Origin of the sequence: Stenotrophomonas sp. ZAC14D2_NAIMI4_7 (genome assembly GCF_003086675.1) — a bacterium.
Classification (GTDB): domain Bacteria; phylum Pseudomonadota; class Gammaproteobacteria; order Xanthomonadales; family Xanthomonadaceae; genus Stenotrophomonas.
Window position 1 is genome coordinate 2755915 of sequence record NZ_CP025995.1, and the last position, 16805, is coordinate 2772719.

General features: G+C 67.8%; 12 protein-coding genes. 4 read left to right on the top strand and 8 right to left on the bottom strand.

Annotated elements, in window-relative coordinates; all coding sequences use genetic code 11:
* Window positions 1-70 precede the first annotated feature (70 nt).
* Both C1922_RS12695 and C1922_RS12700 read right to left on the bottom strand, forming a co-directional pair.
* The gene (locus tag C1922_RS12695) at window positions 71-1849 is read right to left on the bottom strand and encodes a hypothetical protein (RefSeq protein ID WP_108750083.1); all 1779 of its coding nucleotides are present in this window, start codon (window positions 1847-1849) and stop codon (window positions 71-73) included.
* 10 nt (window positions 1850-1859) lie between these two features.
* Window positions 1860-2459 carry an NfuA family Fe-S biogenesis protein gene (locus C1922_RS12700; protein ID WP_108750084.1) on the bottom strand — a complete coding sequence of 200 codons (600 nt, stop codon included), beginning with the start codon at window positions 2457-2459 and terminating at the stop codon, window positions 1860-1862.
* Between the two features lie 90 nt (window positions 2460-2549).
* Between C1922_RS12700 and C1922_RS12705 the strand changes: the two genes are divergently transcribed.
* The 3 genes from C1922_RS12705 to zupT all read left to right on the top strand — a co-directional run bounded on the left by C1922_RS12705 (window position 2550) and on the right by zupT (window position 4221).
* A complete protein-coding gene (locus C1922_RS12705; protein WP_108750085.1) occupies window positions 2550-2897 on the top strand; it encodes a 4a-hydroxytetrahydrobiopterin dehydratase in 348 nt (115 codons plus the stop codon).
* On the top strand, window positions 2897-3313 hold the full coding sequence (locus tag C1922_RS12710) for an energy transducer TonB (RefSeq protein WP_108750086.1): 417 nt from the start codon (window positions 2897-2899) through the stop codon (window positions 3311-3313). The genes C1922_RS12705 and C1922_RS12710 overlap by 1 nt, the downstream gene beginning before the upstream one ends.
* Before the next feature lie 98 nt (window positions 3314-3411).
* Complete coding sequence (gene zupT, locus C1922_RS12715) at window positions 3412-4221, top strand: zinc transporter ZupT (protein WP_108750087.1); 810 nt, start codon at window positions 3412-3414, stop codon at window positions 4219-4221.
* A 102-nt stretch (window positions 4222-4323) separates the two neighbouring features.
* On the opposite strand, the gene C1922_RS12720 is transcribed toward zupT, so the two are convergent.
* Window positions 4324-5298, bottom strand: a complete 975-nt coding sequence (locus C1922_RS12720) for an RluA family pseudouridine synthase (protein ID WP_108750088.1) — start codon at window positions 5296-5298, stop codon at window positions 4324-4326.
* Between the two features lie 408 nt (window positions 5299-5706).
* Between C1922_RS12720 and C1922_RS12725 the strand changes: the two genes are divergently transcribed.
* On the top strand, window positions 5707-8943 hold the full coding sequence (locus C1922_RS12725) for an Rne/Rng family ribonuclease (protein WP_108750089.1): 3237 nt from the start codon (window positions 5707-5709) through the stop codon (window positions 8941-8943).
* A gap of 779 nt (window positions 8944-9722) precedes the next feature.
* Here the strand turns inward: C1922_RS12725 and C1922_RS12730 are convergent.
* The 5 genes from C1922_RS12730 to C1922_RS12750 are packed head-to-tail and all read right to left on the bottom strand — an operon-like array spanning window position 9723 to window position 16777.
* A complete protein-coding gene (locus C1922_RS12730) occupies window positions 9723-10607 on the bottom strand; it encodes an endonuclease/exonuclease/phosphatase family protein (protein ID WP_108750090.1) in 885 nt (294 codons plus the stop codon).
* A 2-nt stretch (window positions 10608-10609) separates the two neighbouring features.
* A complete protein-coding gene (locus C1922_RS12735) occupies window positions 10610-13777 on the bottom strand; it encodes a discoidin domain-containing protein (RefSeq protein ID WP_108750091.1) in 3168 nt (1055 codons plus the stop codon).
* Window positions 13774-14610, bottom strand: coding sequence for a carbohydrate ABC transporter permease (locus tag C1922_RS12740; protein WP_108750092.1), 837 nt, complete (start codon window positions 14608-14610; stop codon window positions 13774-13776). Before C1922_RS12740 ends, C1922_RS12735 begins: the two co-directional genes overlap by 4 nt.
* A complete protein-coding gene (locus tag C1922_RS12745; RefSeq protein WP_108750093.1) occupies window positions 14607-15488 on the bottom strand; it encodes a sugar ABC transporter permease in 882 nt (293 codons plus the stop codon). Before C1922_RS12745 ends, C1922_RS12740 begins: the two co-directional genes overlap by 4 nt.
* The gene (locus tag C1922_RS12750) at window positions 15485-16777 is read right to left on the bottom strand and encodes a sugar ABC transporter substrate-binding protein (protein ID WP_108751590.1); all 1293 of its coding nucleotides are present in this window, start codon (window positions 16775-16777) and stop codon (window positions 15485-15487) included. Before C1922_RS12750 ends, C1922_RS12745 begins: the two co-directional genes overlap by 4 nt.
* Window positions 16778-16805 lie beyond the last annotated feature (28 nt).

The following is a 16805-nucleotide window of genomic DNA, read 5'->3' on the forward strand; positions in this document are numbered from 1 at the left end:
CGTCGGCAGTTCATCCACGCATGGCGTGGATCTACCTCACGCCCGGTGCTCGCGCGGCGCGGCAGCCCCGTTACCGGCTGCCGTTGTCTTCCTGTAGTTCTTTCTTGAACGGGATATCCGGCGGCGGTCGCGCGATTGCCGGCTGGTCCTGCATGTTCGGGTCGCTCAGGCCGCAGCCGCCACCGGCCTGCAGGATCGAGATCACGCAGGAAATCTTCGTGCTGGTGCCGGGCAACGGAATCTCCATGGCCTTGATGCCCTTGCGTACCCATTCGGCCAGCAGCGATTCCTGCGGCACCCAGTACTTGTCGAACGAGGTGGGCGTGTAGTCGTACGGCGGCCGCTTGAGCCAGGTGCCGGACTGGGCGATGCGCTCCTTGCTCCAACCGTCATTGGCCCCGCCCGGGGCGCCGCGCTCGGCCGCGCCCGTGCCCTCCTGGCCAGGCACGCGCACGCTGCCGTCGGCGTTGAACAAGCCCTCGCCCTGGCCACTGCGGCTGGCCTGGCTGCTGCCCTGCGCGGCGCCGTCACGATTGCGGCTGGATGCACCCCAATCGTCGCCGCGCGCGGGCGTGGCCCAGTTGCCCGGTGTCGGCGACGGCCGCGCACCGGCCTGTGCCAGTTTCGCCGCGGCAGCGGGCGCTGCAGTGGCCGCCGTGCTGGCCTCGCTTTGCGCTGCCGAACTCTGGGCTGAGGCTGCCGCGGCCTGCGCAGCACCACTGCCGGTGGCCGACGACGGCGCGGCAGCCGGCGCCGGGGCGATCGCACGCTCGCGCACCTGCACGTCACGGCCCTGTGGTGCACGCACTGTCGGCTCGCGGCCGGCCACGGTCGCCATGCGCACCTGCGGATCAACCACTGCCTGTACTTCGCGTTCGCGCACCTGCACTTCGCGCTGCGGCATCGACACCGGCACTTCCACGCTGCGCATCGGCTGCGGCGCCAGCACGGGTGCATCCACCACGGCCACTTCGCGCTCGCGCACCTGGATATCGCGCGGTGCAGGCGTCTGCACCACCACCTGCGTCGGTGCCACGGGCGCCGGGGTGGCCGGCGCCTGCAGCAGTGGCACGCTGCGCTCGGTCACGCTGGGGGTGACACTGCGCGGCACCACGCTCACCTCGGTACGCGGCACCGTCACTGGCGGCACCACGAAATCGGACGTGACCTCAGCGACCTCGGTGGCCTGCACCGGTGAAGGCGGCGGCGCGGTTTCCACCGCAGGCGCCGGCTCGGCCAGCGGCGGCGCACTCTCCGCAGCCGCAGCGGCGGGCGCTGCAGGTGCGGGCGGAACGGGCTGCGGTTGCGGCTGTGGTGCGGTGGCAGCACCGCCGGGCGCACCGCTGGCGGCACTGGAACCGGCCGGCGCTGCCGCTGCAGCGGCTTCGGCACCGGCCTGATCGCCCCCCCCTTCCTGCGCGCCGGCACCGACGAATTCAATCTGCACGCGCTCGCCTTCGGCGCCCTCCGCATCGGGCTCGGTGGTGCGGATCACCGCCACCCATAGCAGCAGCAGGAAGAACAGCAGATGCAGCACGGCGCTGAGCACGGCCGAGGTCCAGCGCATCCAGCGCTGGTCACGCGGCGCCGGCTCCCAGTCCTGCCAGAACAGGCGCCGCGCCGCATTCCACGGCGACAGCGCCGGCAGTCGTCCCGGACGCCCCGGCAATGGCCGCGGCAGCAGCACCGCAATCACATCGCGGGCATGGAACAGCCGTGGCAGGGGTTTCAGCGAGCGCAGCCAGATCGCCCAGCCATACGGCAGGCGGGTGTGCTTTTCGAGAATGAGACGCTGCTGCTGGCGTGCCAGCAGCACATCGACAAGTTGCTCAGCCCTGGGCAGAGGCACGCGGTGCCGGTCAGGCGGCGTTGCCGCGGGGAATGTACGGCGCGTGGCCGCTGTCGTGGTCGGTGGCGTCACGCACCGCCGTCACGCCCGGCACGCGGCCCATCAGGGTCTTTTCAATACCCTGCTTCAGCGTGACATCGGCCATGCCGCAGCCCTGGCAGCCGCCACCGAAGCGCAGCAGCACCACGCCGTCGGCCGAGACTTCCTGCACGGCCACCTTGCCACCGTGCGAGGCCAGCTGAGGGTTCACCTCGTTTTCCACCACCCAATGCACGCGCTCCACCAGCGAAGCCGCTTCGCCGGGCGCTTCGCCCTTGATGCGCGGCGCCTTGATGGTCAGCTGCTGGGTACCGGCGGTGCCGGGCACGATGTCGATTTCCGCGCCATCGAGCCAGCCGACGCTGGTGGCGTCGACGTACAAGGTGAAGCCGTCGCAATCCACGGCCCATTCGTCGCCCAGCAGATCGGTCGGCTCGGCGAACTCCAGGCGCGCATCGGCGCGTGACGTGCCGGGATCGACGGCGCTCAGGCGCACGCCCATGCCGGGCACGCCCTCACGTTCGATCAGCTTGCGGAAATGGGTCTGGGCAGTGTCGGAGATCTGGATCATCAGGCTATTCTAGCCAAGTCAGCGTCGGCCGCTCATTCGATTTATACACTGTCCGGCGCATTGTTCAGTCAACACGAGGTGGAGGAACCCATGTCCGACCTGATTCCGCTGGCACAGGCGCACTGCGTGCCGCGAAAGGGCAGCGACCACAAGCTGGGCGAGGCCCGCCTGGCCGAGCTGCTGCCGCAGGTGCCGGGCTGGGAGCTGGCCGAGGCCGGCCAGGCCCTGCTGCGCACCTTCCGCTTCAAGAACTACTACGAAACCATGGCCTTCGTGAACGCGCTGGCCTGGATCGCCCACCACGAGGACCACCACCCGGACCTGGGCGTGCATTACGACCGCGCCGTCGTGCGCTATTCCACCCACGACGTGGGCGGCCTGAGCGAGAACGACTTCATCTGCGCGGCCAAGACTTCGGCCCTGACGGAGCAAAAGTGATGAATGTGCGACTGCTGAGCCTTTCCCTGTTGGCTGCCACCGGCCTGGCCGGCTGCGGCGGCGCAGAACCGCAGGCGGCACCGGCCGCCCCGCCCACCGAAGTGGCGGCGGTGAAGACACCGCCGCCGCAGTACCCGCTGGAACTGGCCTGCCTGGGCGTGGGCGGCACCAGCACCTTCAAGGTGGTGATCGGCACCGACGGCAAGCCCAGCGACGTGGCCCTGCTGACCGGCGCGGGCAACCCGCAGCTGGACGAACTGGCCCGCACCGCCGTGCAGGGCTGGCAGTTCAAGGCCGCCACCCGCAATGGCGCGGCCGTGCCGGCCACGATCCAGGTGCCGGTCAGCTTCAACCCGCCGCAGCCCAAGCCCGACCAGTGCTTTGCCATTGAGGAGCGCGCCCGCCGCGGCGGCTGATCGCGCTGACTGCGACGAGGCCAGCCGACGCCCGCCTCGCCCCTGCCGCCCCGGCCCGTGCCGGGGCGGTCGACTGAAACCCTGGAACGCGTCGGCACATGCTGCAGATCCCCCCTGAAAACATCTGGATGGCGCTGGCCGTCACCCTGGCCGCCGGCCTGGCCACGGCCATCGGCAGCCTGCTGGTGCTGTTCTCGCGCCGGCCCAACCCGCGCCTGCTGGCCTTCGGCCTGGCCTTCGCCGGCGGCGCGATGGTCTATGTCTCGCTGTCGGAAATCCTGAACAAGGCCATCGACTCGTTCTCGCTGGCCTACGGCGAGCGCAGCGGCTTCACCTACGGCACGGCGGCCTTCCTGCTGGGCATGCTGGCGATCGTGGTGATCGACCACCTGATTCCCAACCCGCACGAGACGCTGGACAAGCAGGACCCCGCGTTCCGCGACAACAACAAGGCGTACATCAAGCGGGTCGGCCTGCTGACCGCCATCGCCATCACCGCGCACAACTTCCCGGAAGGGCTGGCCACCTTCTTCGCCACCCTGGAAAGCCCGTCGGTGGGCATGCCGCTGGCCTTTGCCATCGCCATCCACAACATTCCCGAAGGCATCGCGATCGCGGTGCCGGTGTACTTCGCCACGCAGAACAAGCTGCACGCCTTCGCCGCCAGCCTGCTGTCGGGCCTGGCCGAGCCGGTGGGCGCGGTGATCGGTTATTTCCTGCTGAAGGGCGCGCTGTCGCACGCCACGTTCGGCTGGGTGTTCGGACTGATTGCCGGGGTGATGGTGTTCCTGGCGCTGGATGAGCTTCTGCCGGCGGCCAAGCGCTATGCCAAGGGCCACGAGACCGTGTACGGGCTGGTGGCCGGCATGGGCACGCTGGCGATCAGCCTGGTGCTGTTCAAGTGGTGAGTGGTTTGCGCGCCGCCCGGTAGAGTCGAGCCGTGCTCGACTGGCTTTCCGCCGCGCCCGGCCGAAGAGCAGTCGAGCACGGCTCGACTCTACAAGGGTCGCCTACTTCAGGCGATCCATCGCTTCCACCAGCTCTTCGGCCAACGGCGCGTTCAGCACATACGGGGTCTGGCCGGCGTCCAGCGCAAACTCCAGCGAGGCGGCGTGCAGGAACAGGCGCTTCAGCCCGATCTGCTCACGAAGCCGCTTGTTGACGGCAGGATCGCCGTACTTATCGTCACCGGCCACCGGGTGCCCCAGGTGCTGGGCATGCACGCGGATCTGGTGGGTACGGCCGGTTTCGATGCGCACCTCGCAGTACGAATGCCCGCCGCGCCGTTCCAGCACGCGGAAGTGGCTGATCGATTCCTTGCCGATCGCGTTCACCTGCACATGGCGCTCGCCGCCCTGGCGCAGGCCCACGTGCAGCGGGGCGTCCACGGTCATCACGCCGTCGGGCATGCGCCCGGCCAGCAGGGTCAGGTAGCGCTTGCGGATGCCGGCACCGTGGTCTTCACGCAGCAGGGCCTGCAGTTCGCTCAGCGCCGAACGCTTCTTGGCCACGATCAGCAGGCCCGAGGTGTCGCGATCCAACCGGTGGACCAGCTCCAGGGTCTGCCCCGGGCGCAGCGCACGCAGGGTCTCGATGGCGCCGAAGCTGATGCCGCTGCCGCCGTGGCTGGCCACGCCGGTGGGCTTGTTCAGGGCCAGCAGGCGCGCGTCCTCGAACACGATCGCCTGCTCCAGCCGGCGCATGAACGCCTCGGGCGGGCCGGCCTTGTCTCCTTCTTCAGTGAGACGAACCGGCGGCACACGCACCTCGTCGCCCGCCTCCAGCTTGCGTTCGGCCTTGGCGCGGCCGCCATTCACACGCACCTGGCCGCTGCGCACCAGCTTGTAGACCAGGCTGCGCGGGGCGCCCTTCAGCTGGCCCAGCAGAAAGTTGTCCAGCCGCTGGCCGGCGCGGTCCTCGGGAACGGTGATCATGCGCACGGAAGGCTTGTCGCCGGCCGGCTTGGTGGGGTCTGATGCAGTCATCGGGCTGTTTATTCTGTTACACTCGGGGGGCGAGATAAGGGATTGATTTCGTTGGAAGTTACTCAGGGCCAGAAGCCCAGCTTCCGACGAATCCGGCACAGTGCGCGACCACCGCCCGCGGGGCGGCCATGTTAGCGGCTCACCGGCCTTCCCGGCCATCGCCGGATGCCTGACACGCAACCGAGCTGAACATGTCCCGCGTGGCGCTCCAGCCTGGCTGACAGCTGCCTGCGGCCCTGCAACACCCCAAAACCCATAAGAGTGAAGCGCTCCCGCGGCCTGCCGTGGTGTCGTAGCGCTGGAAACCGAAGCTGCCCTCCCCGCGCATGCGCGAATGGGCGGCGAGCCGTATCCAGAGGCGAAACCCCATGGCGTTCCGCGCGGTAGCCGCTTGCGAGGAACGCAAGAATGAAGCGAATGCTGATCAACGCCACGCAGGCCGAAGAGCTGCGTGTTGCCATCGTCGATGGCCAGTCGTTGTATGACATCGATATCGAGCAGCCGTCCAAGGAACAGAAGAAGTCCAACATCTACAAGGGCCGGATCTTCCGCATCGAGCCCTCGCTGGAAGCGGCCTTCGTCGAATACGGCGGCGGTCGCCACGGCTTCCTGCCGCTGAAGGAAATCTCCCGCGACTACTTCCAGGCGGGCGTCGACCACAACAAGGCCGGCATCCGCGAGCTGCTGAAGGAAGGCCAGGAAGTGGTCGTGCAGGTCGACAAGGAAGAGCGTGGCAACAAGGGCGCTGCCCTGACCACGTTCATCTCCCTGGCCGGCCGCTACATGGTGCTGATGCCGAATTCGCCCAGCGCCGGCGGTGTTTCCCGTCGCATCGAGGGCGAAGACCGGGCCGCGTTGAAGGACGCCCTGGACAAGCTGAACATCCCCGACGACATGGGCGTGATCATCCGCACCGCCGGCGTCGGCCGCGATGCCGAAGAGCTGCAGTGGGACCTGGACTACCTGCTGAGCGTCTGGCGCGCCATTGCCGAAGCCGCCCTGAGCAAGCCGGCCCCGTTCCTGATCTACCAGGAATCGCGCCTGATCGTGCGCGCCCTGCGTGACTACCTGCGCGCCGACATCGGCGAGATCCTGGTGGACACCGAGGAGATGTACGAGCACGCCAAGGAGTTCATGCAGCAGGTGATGCCGCAGACCCTGCGCAAGCTCAAGCACTACAAGGACGACATCCCGCTGTTCAACCGCTTCCAGATCGAATCGCAGATCGAAGGTGCCTACGAGCGCAACGTGCGCCTGCCGTCGGGCGGCTCGATCGTGGTCGACCAGACCGAAGCGCTGACCGCCGTGGACGTGAACTCCTCGCGCGCCACCAAGGGCAGCGACATCGAAGACACCGCCTTCCAGACCAACCTGGAAGCGGCCGAGGAAGTGGCCCGCCAGCTGCGCCTGCGCGACCTGGGCGGCCTGGTGGTGATCGATTTCATCGACATGGCCTCCAACAAGCACCAGCGCGAGGTCGAGAACCGTCTGGCCAACGCGCTGAAGTACGACCGTGCGCGCGTGCAGGTCGGCCGCATCTCGCGCTTCGGCCTGCTGGAAATGAGCCGCCAGCGCCTGCGCCCGAGCCTGGGCGAATCCAGCCAGATCGTCTGCCCGCGCTGCGATGGCCATGGCCGCATGCGCAGCGTCGAGTCGCTGTCGCTGTCGATCATCCGCGTGGCCGAAGAGCATGCGATGAAGGAAAACACCGGACAGGTGCTGGTCCAGGCCCCGGTGGAGATCGCCAATTACCTGCTGAACGAGAAGCGCAGCGCGCTGCGCGAGATCGAACGCCGCCACGAAGCGCCGATCGTGATCGTTGCCGACGAGCAGCTGCACACCCCGCACTACACCGTTACCCGCCTGCGCGAGAACGAGCTGGGTGAAGAGAGCAACAAGCCCAGCTACCAGCGCGGCACCCCGCGCAAGCTGCCGGTGCACGCCCTGACCAAGGGCCAGCTGAACATCCCGCCGCCGGCGGTGACCCAGGTCAAGCACACCGCACCGGCCCCGGTGCGTGCCGAAGCCGAACCGGTCGCTGCCCCGGCACCGGCCCCGGTGGCTGCAGCTGCCCCGGCCGCTGCCAGCAGCGGTGGCGTGGTCGGTTGGCTGAAGCGCATCTTTGGTGGCGAACCGGCCCCGGCGGCCGCGCCGGCCCCGGCCGCGCGCCAGCCGCAGCACGACGGCGGCCAGCGCAAGGACCGTAACAAGGATCGCAACAAGGACCGCAACAAGGACCGCCGCGACGAGAACCGTGGCAACGGCGGCAACGGCAATGCGCAGAAGGATGGCGGCAACCGCAAGGACCGCAACGAACAGCGCAAGGAAGGCCGCAACAACAACGGCAATGCGCAGCAGCAGCCGCAGCAGGGCAAGCAGCAGAAGGACGCTGCCCAGCCGCAGCAGCCGCAGCAGAACAAGCCGCGCAACGAGCAGCAGGGCCAGAACCCCAACCAGGGCCAGGGCCAGCAGCAGCCGAAGCTGAAGCAGCCGCGCCAGCCGCGTCCGCAGGATGGCGAGAAGCCGACCGACAAGCCGCAGCGCAACGCCGCCGAAGAGGCCGTGGAAACCGTGCCAGCCGCCGCGGCCGCCGCGGTTGCCGCCACTGCGGTGGCCGCCAACGTGGTCACTGCACAGGAAGCCACCGCACCGGTGGCGACCCCGGTTGCCGCTCCGGCAGCACAGGTCGAGGCCCCCGCTGACACCACCCCGACCCCGGCCGTTGAGGCCGAAGGCGTGGTTGCCGGCGATGAAGAGGCTGCGGCCGATGCGGCCAATGGCGAGCAGGCCGGCGAAGGCGCAACCCGCCGTCGTCGCGGCCGTCGCGGTGGCCGTCGTCGTCGTCGCGGTGGCGCCGAGAACGCCAACGGCACCGACGCGCTGGGCGATGACCAGGACGAGGGTGACGAAGGCGAAGACCAGGACGTGGTCGAACCGAACCGCGACAGCAGCGCGCCCGCTCCGGTGGCTGCCCAGCAGCCGGCGCGTTCGCAGCCCGAGTTCGATTTCGACGACGAGATCGAGCCGGCCAGCGTAGAGGCGGAAAAGCCCGCGCGCGCACCGGCCGCTGTGGCCGCTGCCGCACCGGTGGCTGCGGTCAGCAGCGCGGTGCTGGAAGCGGTTGCCGAAGTGCAGTCCGTGGACGTGCCGGTGGCCCGCGAAGCGGCAGCGCAGCCGGAACAGCCGAAGCCGACCCCGGTGCAGACCAGCATGCTGGATGCCATCGATGCGGCCACCCCGGTGCAGCCGGTTGCCGCCGCCCCCGTGGCCGAGGTCAAGCCGGCCGTGGTCGAGGCCGCTCCGGTGGTGGAAGCCGCTCCGGTCGTGACCGACGCCGCCCCGGTGGTCGAGGCCAAGCCGGTCGCCGTCGAGGCTGCTCCGGTGGCAGAGGCTGCACCGGTCGTCGCACCGGCAGCCGAATCCGCGCCGGTCGTGCAGGTTGAGCCGGTGGCCGAGCAGCCGGTGGCCCCGGCCGTGGTGGAAGCCGCGCCGGTTGAAGCTGCTGCGCCGGTGGCCGAAGCCGTGGTGACGCCGTCGATCGACCCGGTGGCCGATGGCCACGCCGATTCGGCCAGCCAGGCTGCCGAGGCCCCGGCGTCGGATGAAGACGAAGAAGCCGCCAAGCGCACGCCGCCGGCGAACTGATCGTTCTTTGATCGCGTGAAAGCGAAACGGCGGGGATCGATGATCCCCGCCGTTTTTGTTGGTGCGGCCCGTAGGGCCTTGGTGGTTGCCAAACCTGGTTGGCACTTTGATTCACCGCGCGCAGGTGCGTCCGTGCTTGCTTGGTAGGTGCCAACCTTGGTTGGCACTTTGCTTCACCGCACGCGGATGCGTCCGTGCCGACCAAGGTCGGCACCTACCAGAGCAAGAGCGGGTGCGGCACTGCTTGCTGGGTAGGTGCCAACCTTGGTTGGCACTTTGATTCACCGCACGCGGATGCGTCCGTGCCGACCAAGGTCGGCACCTACCAGAGCAAGAGCGGGTGCGGCACTGCTTGCTTGGTAGGTGCCAACCTTGGTTGGCACTTTGCTTCACCGCACGCGGATGCGTCCGTGCCGACCAAGGTCGGCACCTACCAGAGCAAGAGCGGGTGCGGCACTGCTTTCTTGGTAGGTGCCAACCTTGGTTGGCACTTTGATTCACCGCACGCGGATGCGTCCGTGCCGACCAAGGTCGGCACCTACCAGAGCAAGAGCGGGTGCGGCACTGCTTCCTGGGTAGGTGCCAACCTTGGTTGGCACTTTGATTCACCGCATGCGGATGCGTCCGTGCCGACCAAGGTCGGCACCTACCAGAGCAAGAGCGGGTGCGGCACTGCTTCCTGGGTAGGTGCCACCTTGGTTGGCACTTTGATTCACCGCACGCGGATGCGTCCGTGCCGACCAAGGTCGGCACCTACCAGAGCATGAAGCCCGGTGGTGTCAGCGCGCCGGGGCGAACTGCAGCCGGGTCCAGACCCCGTAGTGGTCCGACGCCCAGCGACCGCTGTCGTCGGGCTGGTCGAACAGGATCCTGGCTTCGCGCGCGACCATCCGGTCCTGCTGGAAGAAGATGTGGTCGATGCGCGAGGGCGCCTGGTAATAGTGCCGGTTCAAGGTACTGACCTCGGCCAGGTCGGTGTTCACATGCACGCTGCCGTAGCTGTCGCCGTAGTGGCTGCGCAGCTCGCTCAGGTCGCCTGCATCCACCAGCGCGTTGAAGTCACCGGCAATCACCACCGGCGCACCGGCCGAGGTTTCGGTGATGAAGCGAAGCAGGTCTTCCACCTGGCTGCGGCGGATGCCCTGGCCACGCTCGTCACTGCGCTCGTTCAGATGCGTGGCATAGACGTTCACCGGCTGCCCGTCCACGTCGATGCGCAGGTGGGCCACGGTGCGGTAGTCATCCAGCGGCTGCAGCAGGTGCTCGCCGTGGGCCAGGATCGGGCGCCGGGTCAGCAGCGCGTTGCCATAGCGCTTGGGCGCACCCACCGGATCGGTGGATACGAAGACGTACTTGTAACCGAGCTGGCTGGCCAGCCACTGTGCCTGGTTGCGCACGTTGCGGCGCTGGATCACTTCCTGCAGTGCAATGGCATCGGGCTGCAGGCGCTTGAGCTCGGCCACGATCGTGCGCCGCCGGGTCGGCCAGTCTTCGCGGTCATGGTGCAGGTTGAAGGTGACCATGCCCATGCCGGGCGCGGTCGATGCCTGCGCAACGGCAGGCTCACCTGCCTGCTGCGCCACCGCCAACGCGGGCCATGCCAATGCCATCGCCAGCCCCAGGGCGCGCAGTGCCACGCGCGCCCTCCCCTGCTTCAACACCATGTTTACTGCCCCTTGCGTTCGGCGCGGCGCACCGCACTTGGCACTTCAATTTCCACACGCGCTGGCAGCGCGTGCACGTGCAGCTCGTTGTCCACCCATTCGGCCGGCTCGCCATTGACCGTGGCCGCGCCGGGTTCGCCGCTGTAGGGCCACGGCAGCACCACGCCCCCCACCGGCGGCAGCAGGCCCGGCTGCACTTCCAGCACCAGCTGCTTGTCGTTGCGTTGCAGGCGGTAGTTCAGCTGCCCCTGTGGGGTGCGCAGGCCCTGCACGGCAATGCCCTCGCCCTGGAACCAGGCCGTGGGAATACCTGCGGCCAGCACCAGCGCGTCATCCACATCGCGGTTGTAGGCGAACATGTCCAGCGCCGAGCGCACGAAGTCCGAGGCCACCCAGGCATGCGGCAGGTCGCCCACGAAGAACGGCGTGCGCGGCGTGCGCGAGACCACTTCGGCCCACTGGTTCCAGGCCAGCGGCGCGCGGTCCTTGAAGAAGAACTGGCTGGCCTGCCAGGCGCGGTCACGCCAGCCAAGGCGCACGAACGCGGCCACGTTGCGCCACTCGTACGGGGTGTAATCCTTCCATTCGCGCTTGCCGTCGCGGCGCGCCACGAATTCGTTCCAGTAGCGCTCGAACGTGGTGTCCAGCGCGGGCTGCGGCAGGCGCCCCTGCTCACCACCAGGCGCCAGGGCGATGGTGGTGGAGGTGGCATCGAAGTCCCCCAGCTCGGCCGAACCGGGCAGGAAGTCGATGCGATGCTGCTGCATGGCCGACTGCAGCGATGCCTGCAGGTCATCACGGAACTGGTCGCGCGATTCGCTGATCTGCATCGCTTCGACCTTGCCCAGCTGCGCGGCGATGATCGCCGCGTCCTTGTAACCGCGCAGTGCCCAGAAATTGTCCCAGTACGAATGCATCGGCTTGGCCGAATAGCCTTCGTGGCTGATAGAGGCCGGCATCATCCCGTAGAACGCGGGATTGCGCGCGCGGTTCTCTTCGGTGCGCTCGCTGGCACGCAGCTGTTCCATGTACTGGTAGGCGCCCTGCACGTGCGGCCACATCAGTTCCAGGAAGGTGCCATCGCCGGTGTAGCGCCAGTACTCGGCGATGTTGTAGATCAGTTCGCCATGGCTGTCGTTCTCCGGCACCGGGTCGCTGCCGCGTGCATCCACGCAGCACGGCACCTTGCCGTTCTCGAACTGGAAGGGCGCGTACCAGTTCACGTAGTCCCGCACCGCATCGCTGCGGCCCATGCGCAGCAGTCCTTCGGAAATCATCGCGCCGTCGCGGATCCAGCTGCGTGCATACGAACGCGTGCCCGGCTGCAGGCGCGGCCCCACGCGGGAAATCAGCATGTGGGCGACGGCAGTGCGCAGGGTTTCCACCAGCGGCTGGCCCGCCGCAGGCACCTGCAGGCTGACCACGCCCAGCTTGTCGCGCCACATCGCCGCGACCTGCTGCTGTGCCTTGGCCACGTCCAGCGCCTGCGGCTTCCAGCCGCCGGTCTGCGGCAGCACCACGGCCACCTCGCGGCTCTGCCCGGGTTCGAGCTTGATCGTGTACAGCAGGGCGCCGGAGGCCAGGCCCGTGGAATCCTTCACCGCCGTGGTCGCCGGGAACTTGCCCGAGGCCAAGTGCATCGCATCGAGCTTGCCATCGAACGTGGTGGCGAAGCGTGCGTCCGGGGCCTGCAGCGGGTAGATGCGCGGCTCGCCGTTCACCCGTACCAGCTGGTCGCCCACGTCCAGCGCTTCGATGCGGCTGAAGCCGCCGGTGGTGTTCAGGAACTGAGTCGGCGGGTTCACCTGCCACGGCCGGATCGCCAGGGCCAGGGTGTATTCGTGCGCCACCTTGTCCGGGTTGCTCAGGCGGTAGCGGCCGATCAGCTGCGCGCGCTCGGGCGTGCCCTGCACGAAACCGGTGACCGACAACCCAGCCTTCTCATGCACCCAGTCCACGTTGGCGATGGGCAGATAGCGATCCTGCAGCGATTGGGTGATGGCCACGTTGGACCAGTCCAGCAGCTTTCCATCCAGGCGGACGAACGGCTCGATGCTGAAGCTGCCCTTGGCCGGCTCCAGCGCACCGTCTTCGCTGATCAGCGCCTGTTCCTGGCCACCATCCAGGCCCAGCAGGGTCCAGTACGGCTGCTCGCCCACGAACGCACGCGGCAGTGCGCCGCGCGGCAGGTCCGCCGCCACCGACGAGAGGAAGGCGTTGGGCGTGGCCGCGAAGGCCAGCGGCTTCAGCGCGATGTCGCGGATGCCGTAGCGCCAGTTCGGGCCGCCCTGCAGGTCGAAGCGCACATAGCGCGCGTCGGTGTCGGGCAGCGCGAGCCAATCACGGCCACCGCCGCCATTGGTCACCTCACGCACGGTGCGCCAGTCGCGGCCATCCTGCGAGGTGCGCACGGTGTAGCGGGTCGCTTCCAGGCTGGGCAGCCAGTCGATCACCGCCCCGCCGATCTCGCGCGTGTCGTGCAGGTCCAGGCTGATGGTCTGCTGCTTGACCCCGCCACTGATCCAGAAGGTATCGCTCTTGCCGTCGATCATGCGGTCCTGCAGCGCAGGCGCGGTATCGGCAATCACCGCCGGATGCAACGGCGAGGTGTCCTGCGCAGGCAGGCCCTGCAGGGTCAGCTTGTCGAAGCACACCGTGCCGCGCCCGCCCACCTTGCTGTAGATGGTGAACTCGACTGCGGCGCTACGCGCCATCTCCTTGTCCGGCGACGGCCCCCAGGCCTTGTCGATCTGGCGCCGGCGGTACTCCACCGGCGTCCAAGCCTTGGGGAAGCTGTAACCGGGGCGGTTGACCCACCACACGTTGTCACCGCTGGCGTCGATCAGCTTGAACTGCAGGTCGTTGCCCGGCGAATCGCCGCGCAGCTGGAAGCCGAAGCGGTAGTTGACCGGGTATTCGATGTTCAGCGCGCGGCGCAGGCCCACATAGCCGGAGACCTTGTGGAAGTCGTAATCCAGGCACAGCGCGCGGCCACCGCCCGGTGCGGTGACCGGGCGCAGCGAACCACTGACCTGGTCGGACAGCACCAGCTTCCATGCGCCGACGTCGTCGAAGTCATCCAGCACCTTCGGCGCGGGCAGCGCCGGTGGTGCGGCGATCGCCAGGGAAGACCACAGCAGGCCCAATCCAACGGCGATCGCACGCTTCATCCCTTCACACTCCCCAGCAACAGACCTTGGATGTAGTACCGCTGCAGCACCAGGAACAGCGCCAGCACCGGAACCACGGTGACCACCGCGCCGGCCATCATCATTTCCACGTCCATGATGTGTTCGCGCGAGAGGGTGGCCAGTGCCACCGGCAAAGTGTAGTGCTCCTGGTCGGTCAACACGATCAATGGCCACATGAAATCGTTCCATGCGCCCATGAAGGTGAAGATCGCCAGGGTGACCAGCACCGGCTTGAGCATCGGCAGCACGATCTGGAAGAAGATGCGCAGCTCCCCTGCCCCGTCGATGCGCGCCGCTTCCAGCAGCTCATCGGGAATGGAGCGGGCGTACTGGCGCACCAGGAAGATGCCGAACACGCTGGCCAGGGCCGGCACGATCACGCCGCCGAAGCTGTTGACCAGGCCCAGCTGCTTCATCAGCAGGAACAGCGGCAGCATGGCCACCTGCGCCGGGATGACCAGCGCCGCCATCAGCACCTGGAACAGACGCTCGCGGCCGACGAAGTTCAGCTTGGCGAAGGCGTATCCGGCCATGGTGTTGAGCAGCAGCGAGCCCAGGGTGATGGCCAGCGACACCAGCAGGCTGTTGGCGAAGTTGCCGCCCATGCCGGTGCGCGCGAACAACTCCAGGTAGTTGCGCGTGGTGACGTGCGAGGGCAGCAACGGCGGCGGGAAATGGGTGGCCTCGCCCTGCGGCATGAACGAGACCGAGACCATCCACAGCAGCGGCGCAAGGCTGACCAGGGCCAGCACCAGCAACGCACCATTGACCATCCACGGGTGCCAGCGCGACTGGCCGATTTCACGACTCATACCAACTGCCTCTTGCGGCCGAAACGCAGCATCACGGTGGTCACCGCCAGGATGATCAGGAACAGCAGGAACGCCACCGCGGAGGCGCGACCCAGGTTCCACCACTTGAAGCCTTCCTCGAACATGAAATACAGCACGCTGACGGTGCTCTGCAGTGGGTCGCCGCGGGTCATCACATAGGGTTCGGCGAACAGCTGGAAGTAGCCGGACACGGTAATGACGCCGACCACCAGCAGCACCGGGCCGAGCATCGGCAGGGTGATGTGCAGGAACTGCTTCCAGCGCGAGGCACCGTCGATGCGCGCGGCCTCGTACAGGTCGTGCGGAATGGCCTGCAGGCCGGCCAGGAAGATCACCATGTTGTAGCCGAAGTTCTTCCACACGGCGAACAGCATGATGGTGGGCATGGCCCAGTTCGGGTCACCCAGCCAGTCGATCGGGCTGATGCCGATGTGGCCCAGGCCGTAGTTCACCAGGCCGTAGCTGGTGTGGAACAGGTAGCGCCAGATCACCGCCACCGCCACCAGGGTGGTCACCACCGGGGCGAACAGTGCGGTGCGGAACAGCGCCTTGAAGCGCGCCGCCGGTGCGTTCAGCAGCATCGCCGCGCCCAGCGACACGCCGATCGACAGCGGTACGCCGATCAGCACGAAGTAGGTGGTGTTCCACAGCGACTTCCAGAACATCGGGGTCTGCAGCAGATCGATGTAGTTGCCCAGGCCGACGAACCGCAGGTTGCTGCTGTCGGACAGGGCATACAGATCGAAGTCGGTCACGCTCAGCGCCAGCGCCGAGGCCACCGGCAGGCCGAAGAACAGGCCCAGCACGATCAGCGAGGGGCCGGCGAAGATCCAGCCGGCAAGCGAAGTACGTTTCATTGCGGGCTCCCGGCCGCTGCGGCCGGCGCATCGGCAGGTGCCTGCGCACCGCCGCCCTGCAGGCGTTGTTGTTCATGCATCCAGCGGCGCTTGGCCAGCACCTTGTCCACGCGCTGGTCCAGCTCTTCCACGGCCTTGTCCTGCGGCAGGCCACCGCGCACCACCTTTTCGGTGACGATGCGCATTTCCTGCACGATGCGCTCCCACTCCAGCACCTTCGGCGTGGGCTTGACCCGTTCCAGCTGGTCACGGAAGGCCGCGGCCAGCGGATCGCCCGCCAGCGAAGGCGCGTTCCAGGTGCTGCGACGCGGCGGCAGGTCACCGATGATGGAATGGAAGCGGGCCTGGATTTCCGGCCGCGACAGGAACTCGATCAGCTTCCACGAGGCTTCCTTCTGCTGCGACTTGCGGAAGATCACCAGGCTGGTGCCGCCGGCAATGCCCGCGCCCGGGCCCTCCGGGCCCGGCAGCGCAGCGGTGCCCCACTGCCCTTCCAGTTCCTTCGGCTGCAGCTTCTTGAACTCGCGGATGTTCCAGGGCCCGGAGATGTAGAAGACGTTGAAGCCGCGGAAGAATTCATCCCAGACGTTGGAGATCTGCGTCTCGGACATCTTCGGCGCCCAGCCCTGCTCGAACATGTTCGAGTAGAACGCCAGGGTGCGGCGGAAGCCGGGGCTGGCGAAGTTGCCACGGGTGTCGTCGTCACGCAGCAGCGGATCGGGCTGCTGCAGCGCCAGCGACAGCTGCTGCTCGAATTCGTTGATCGGCATCAGCACCGCATAACGGTTCGGTCCCTGCATCTTCTTGATCGCGGCCATCTGCTGGTCCCACTCGGCCCAGGTGCGCGGCGGGTGGTCGAAACCGGCCTTGGCCAGCAGGTCCTTGCGGTAGTAGATCAGGCGCGTATCGACGTACCACGGCACGCCCACCAGCTCGCCGTGGATCACGTTGGTATCCCAGATGCCCTGGAAATAATCCTGCGGATCGACCACGGTGGAGCGCTGCACGAACGGCTGCAGCGGAGTGAGGGCATCCAGTTCGGCGAACTCGGGCACCCAGGTGTTGCCGAGCTGGCAGACATCGGGCAGGCCATCGGCGGCGAAGGCGGTCAGCAGCTTCTCATGCGCGGCCGTCCACGGAATGTTCTGCACATCCACCTTGATGCCGGGATTCTCGGCTTCGAACTCGTGGATCAGCTCGCTGACCACTTCCGCTTCGCGGCCCATGGCCCAGAAGCGCACGGTGGTGGTGCCCTGCTCGGTGCGGGCGCAGCCGGCAACGGCCAGCATGGCCAGCAGCGGCAGCGCCCAGCGGCGC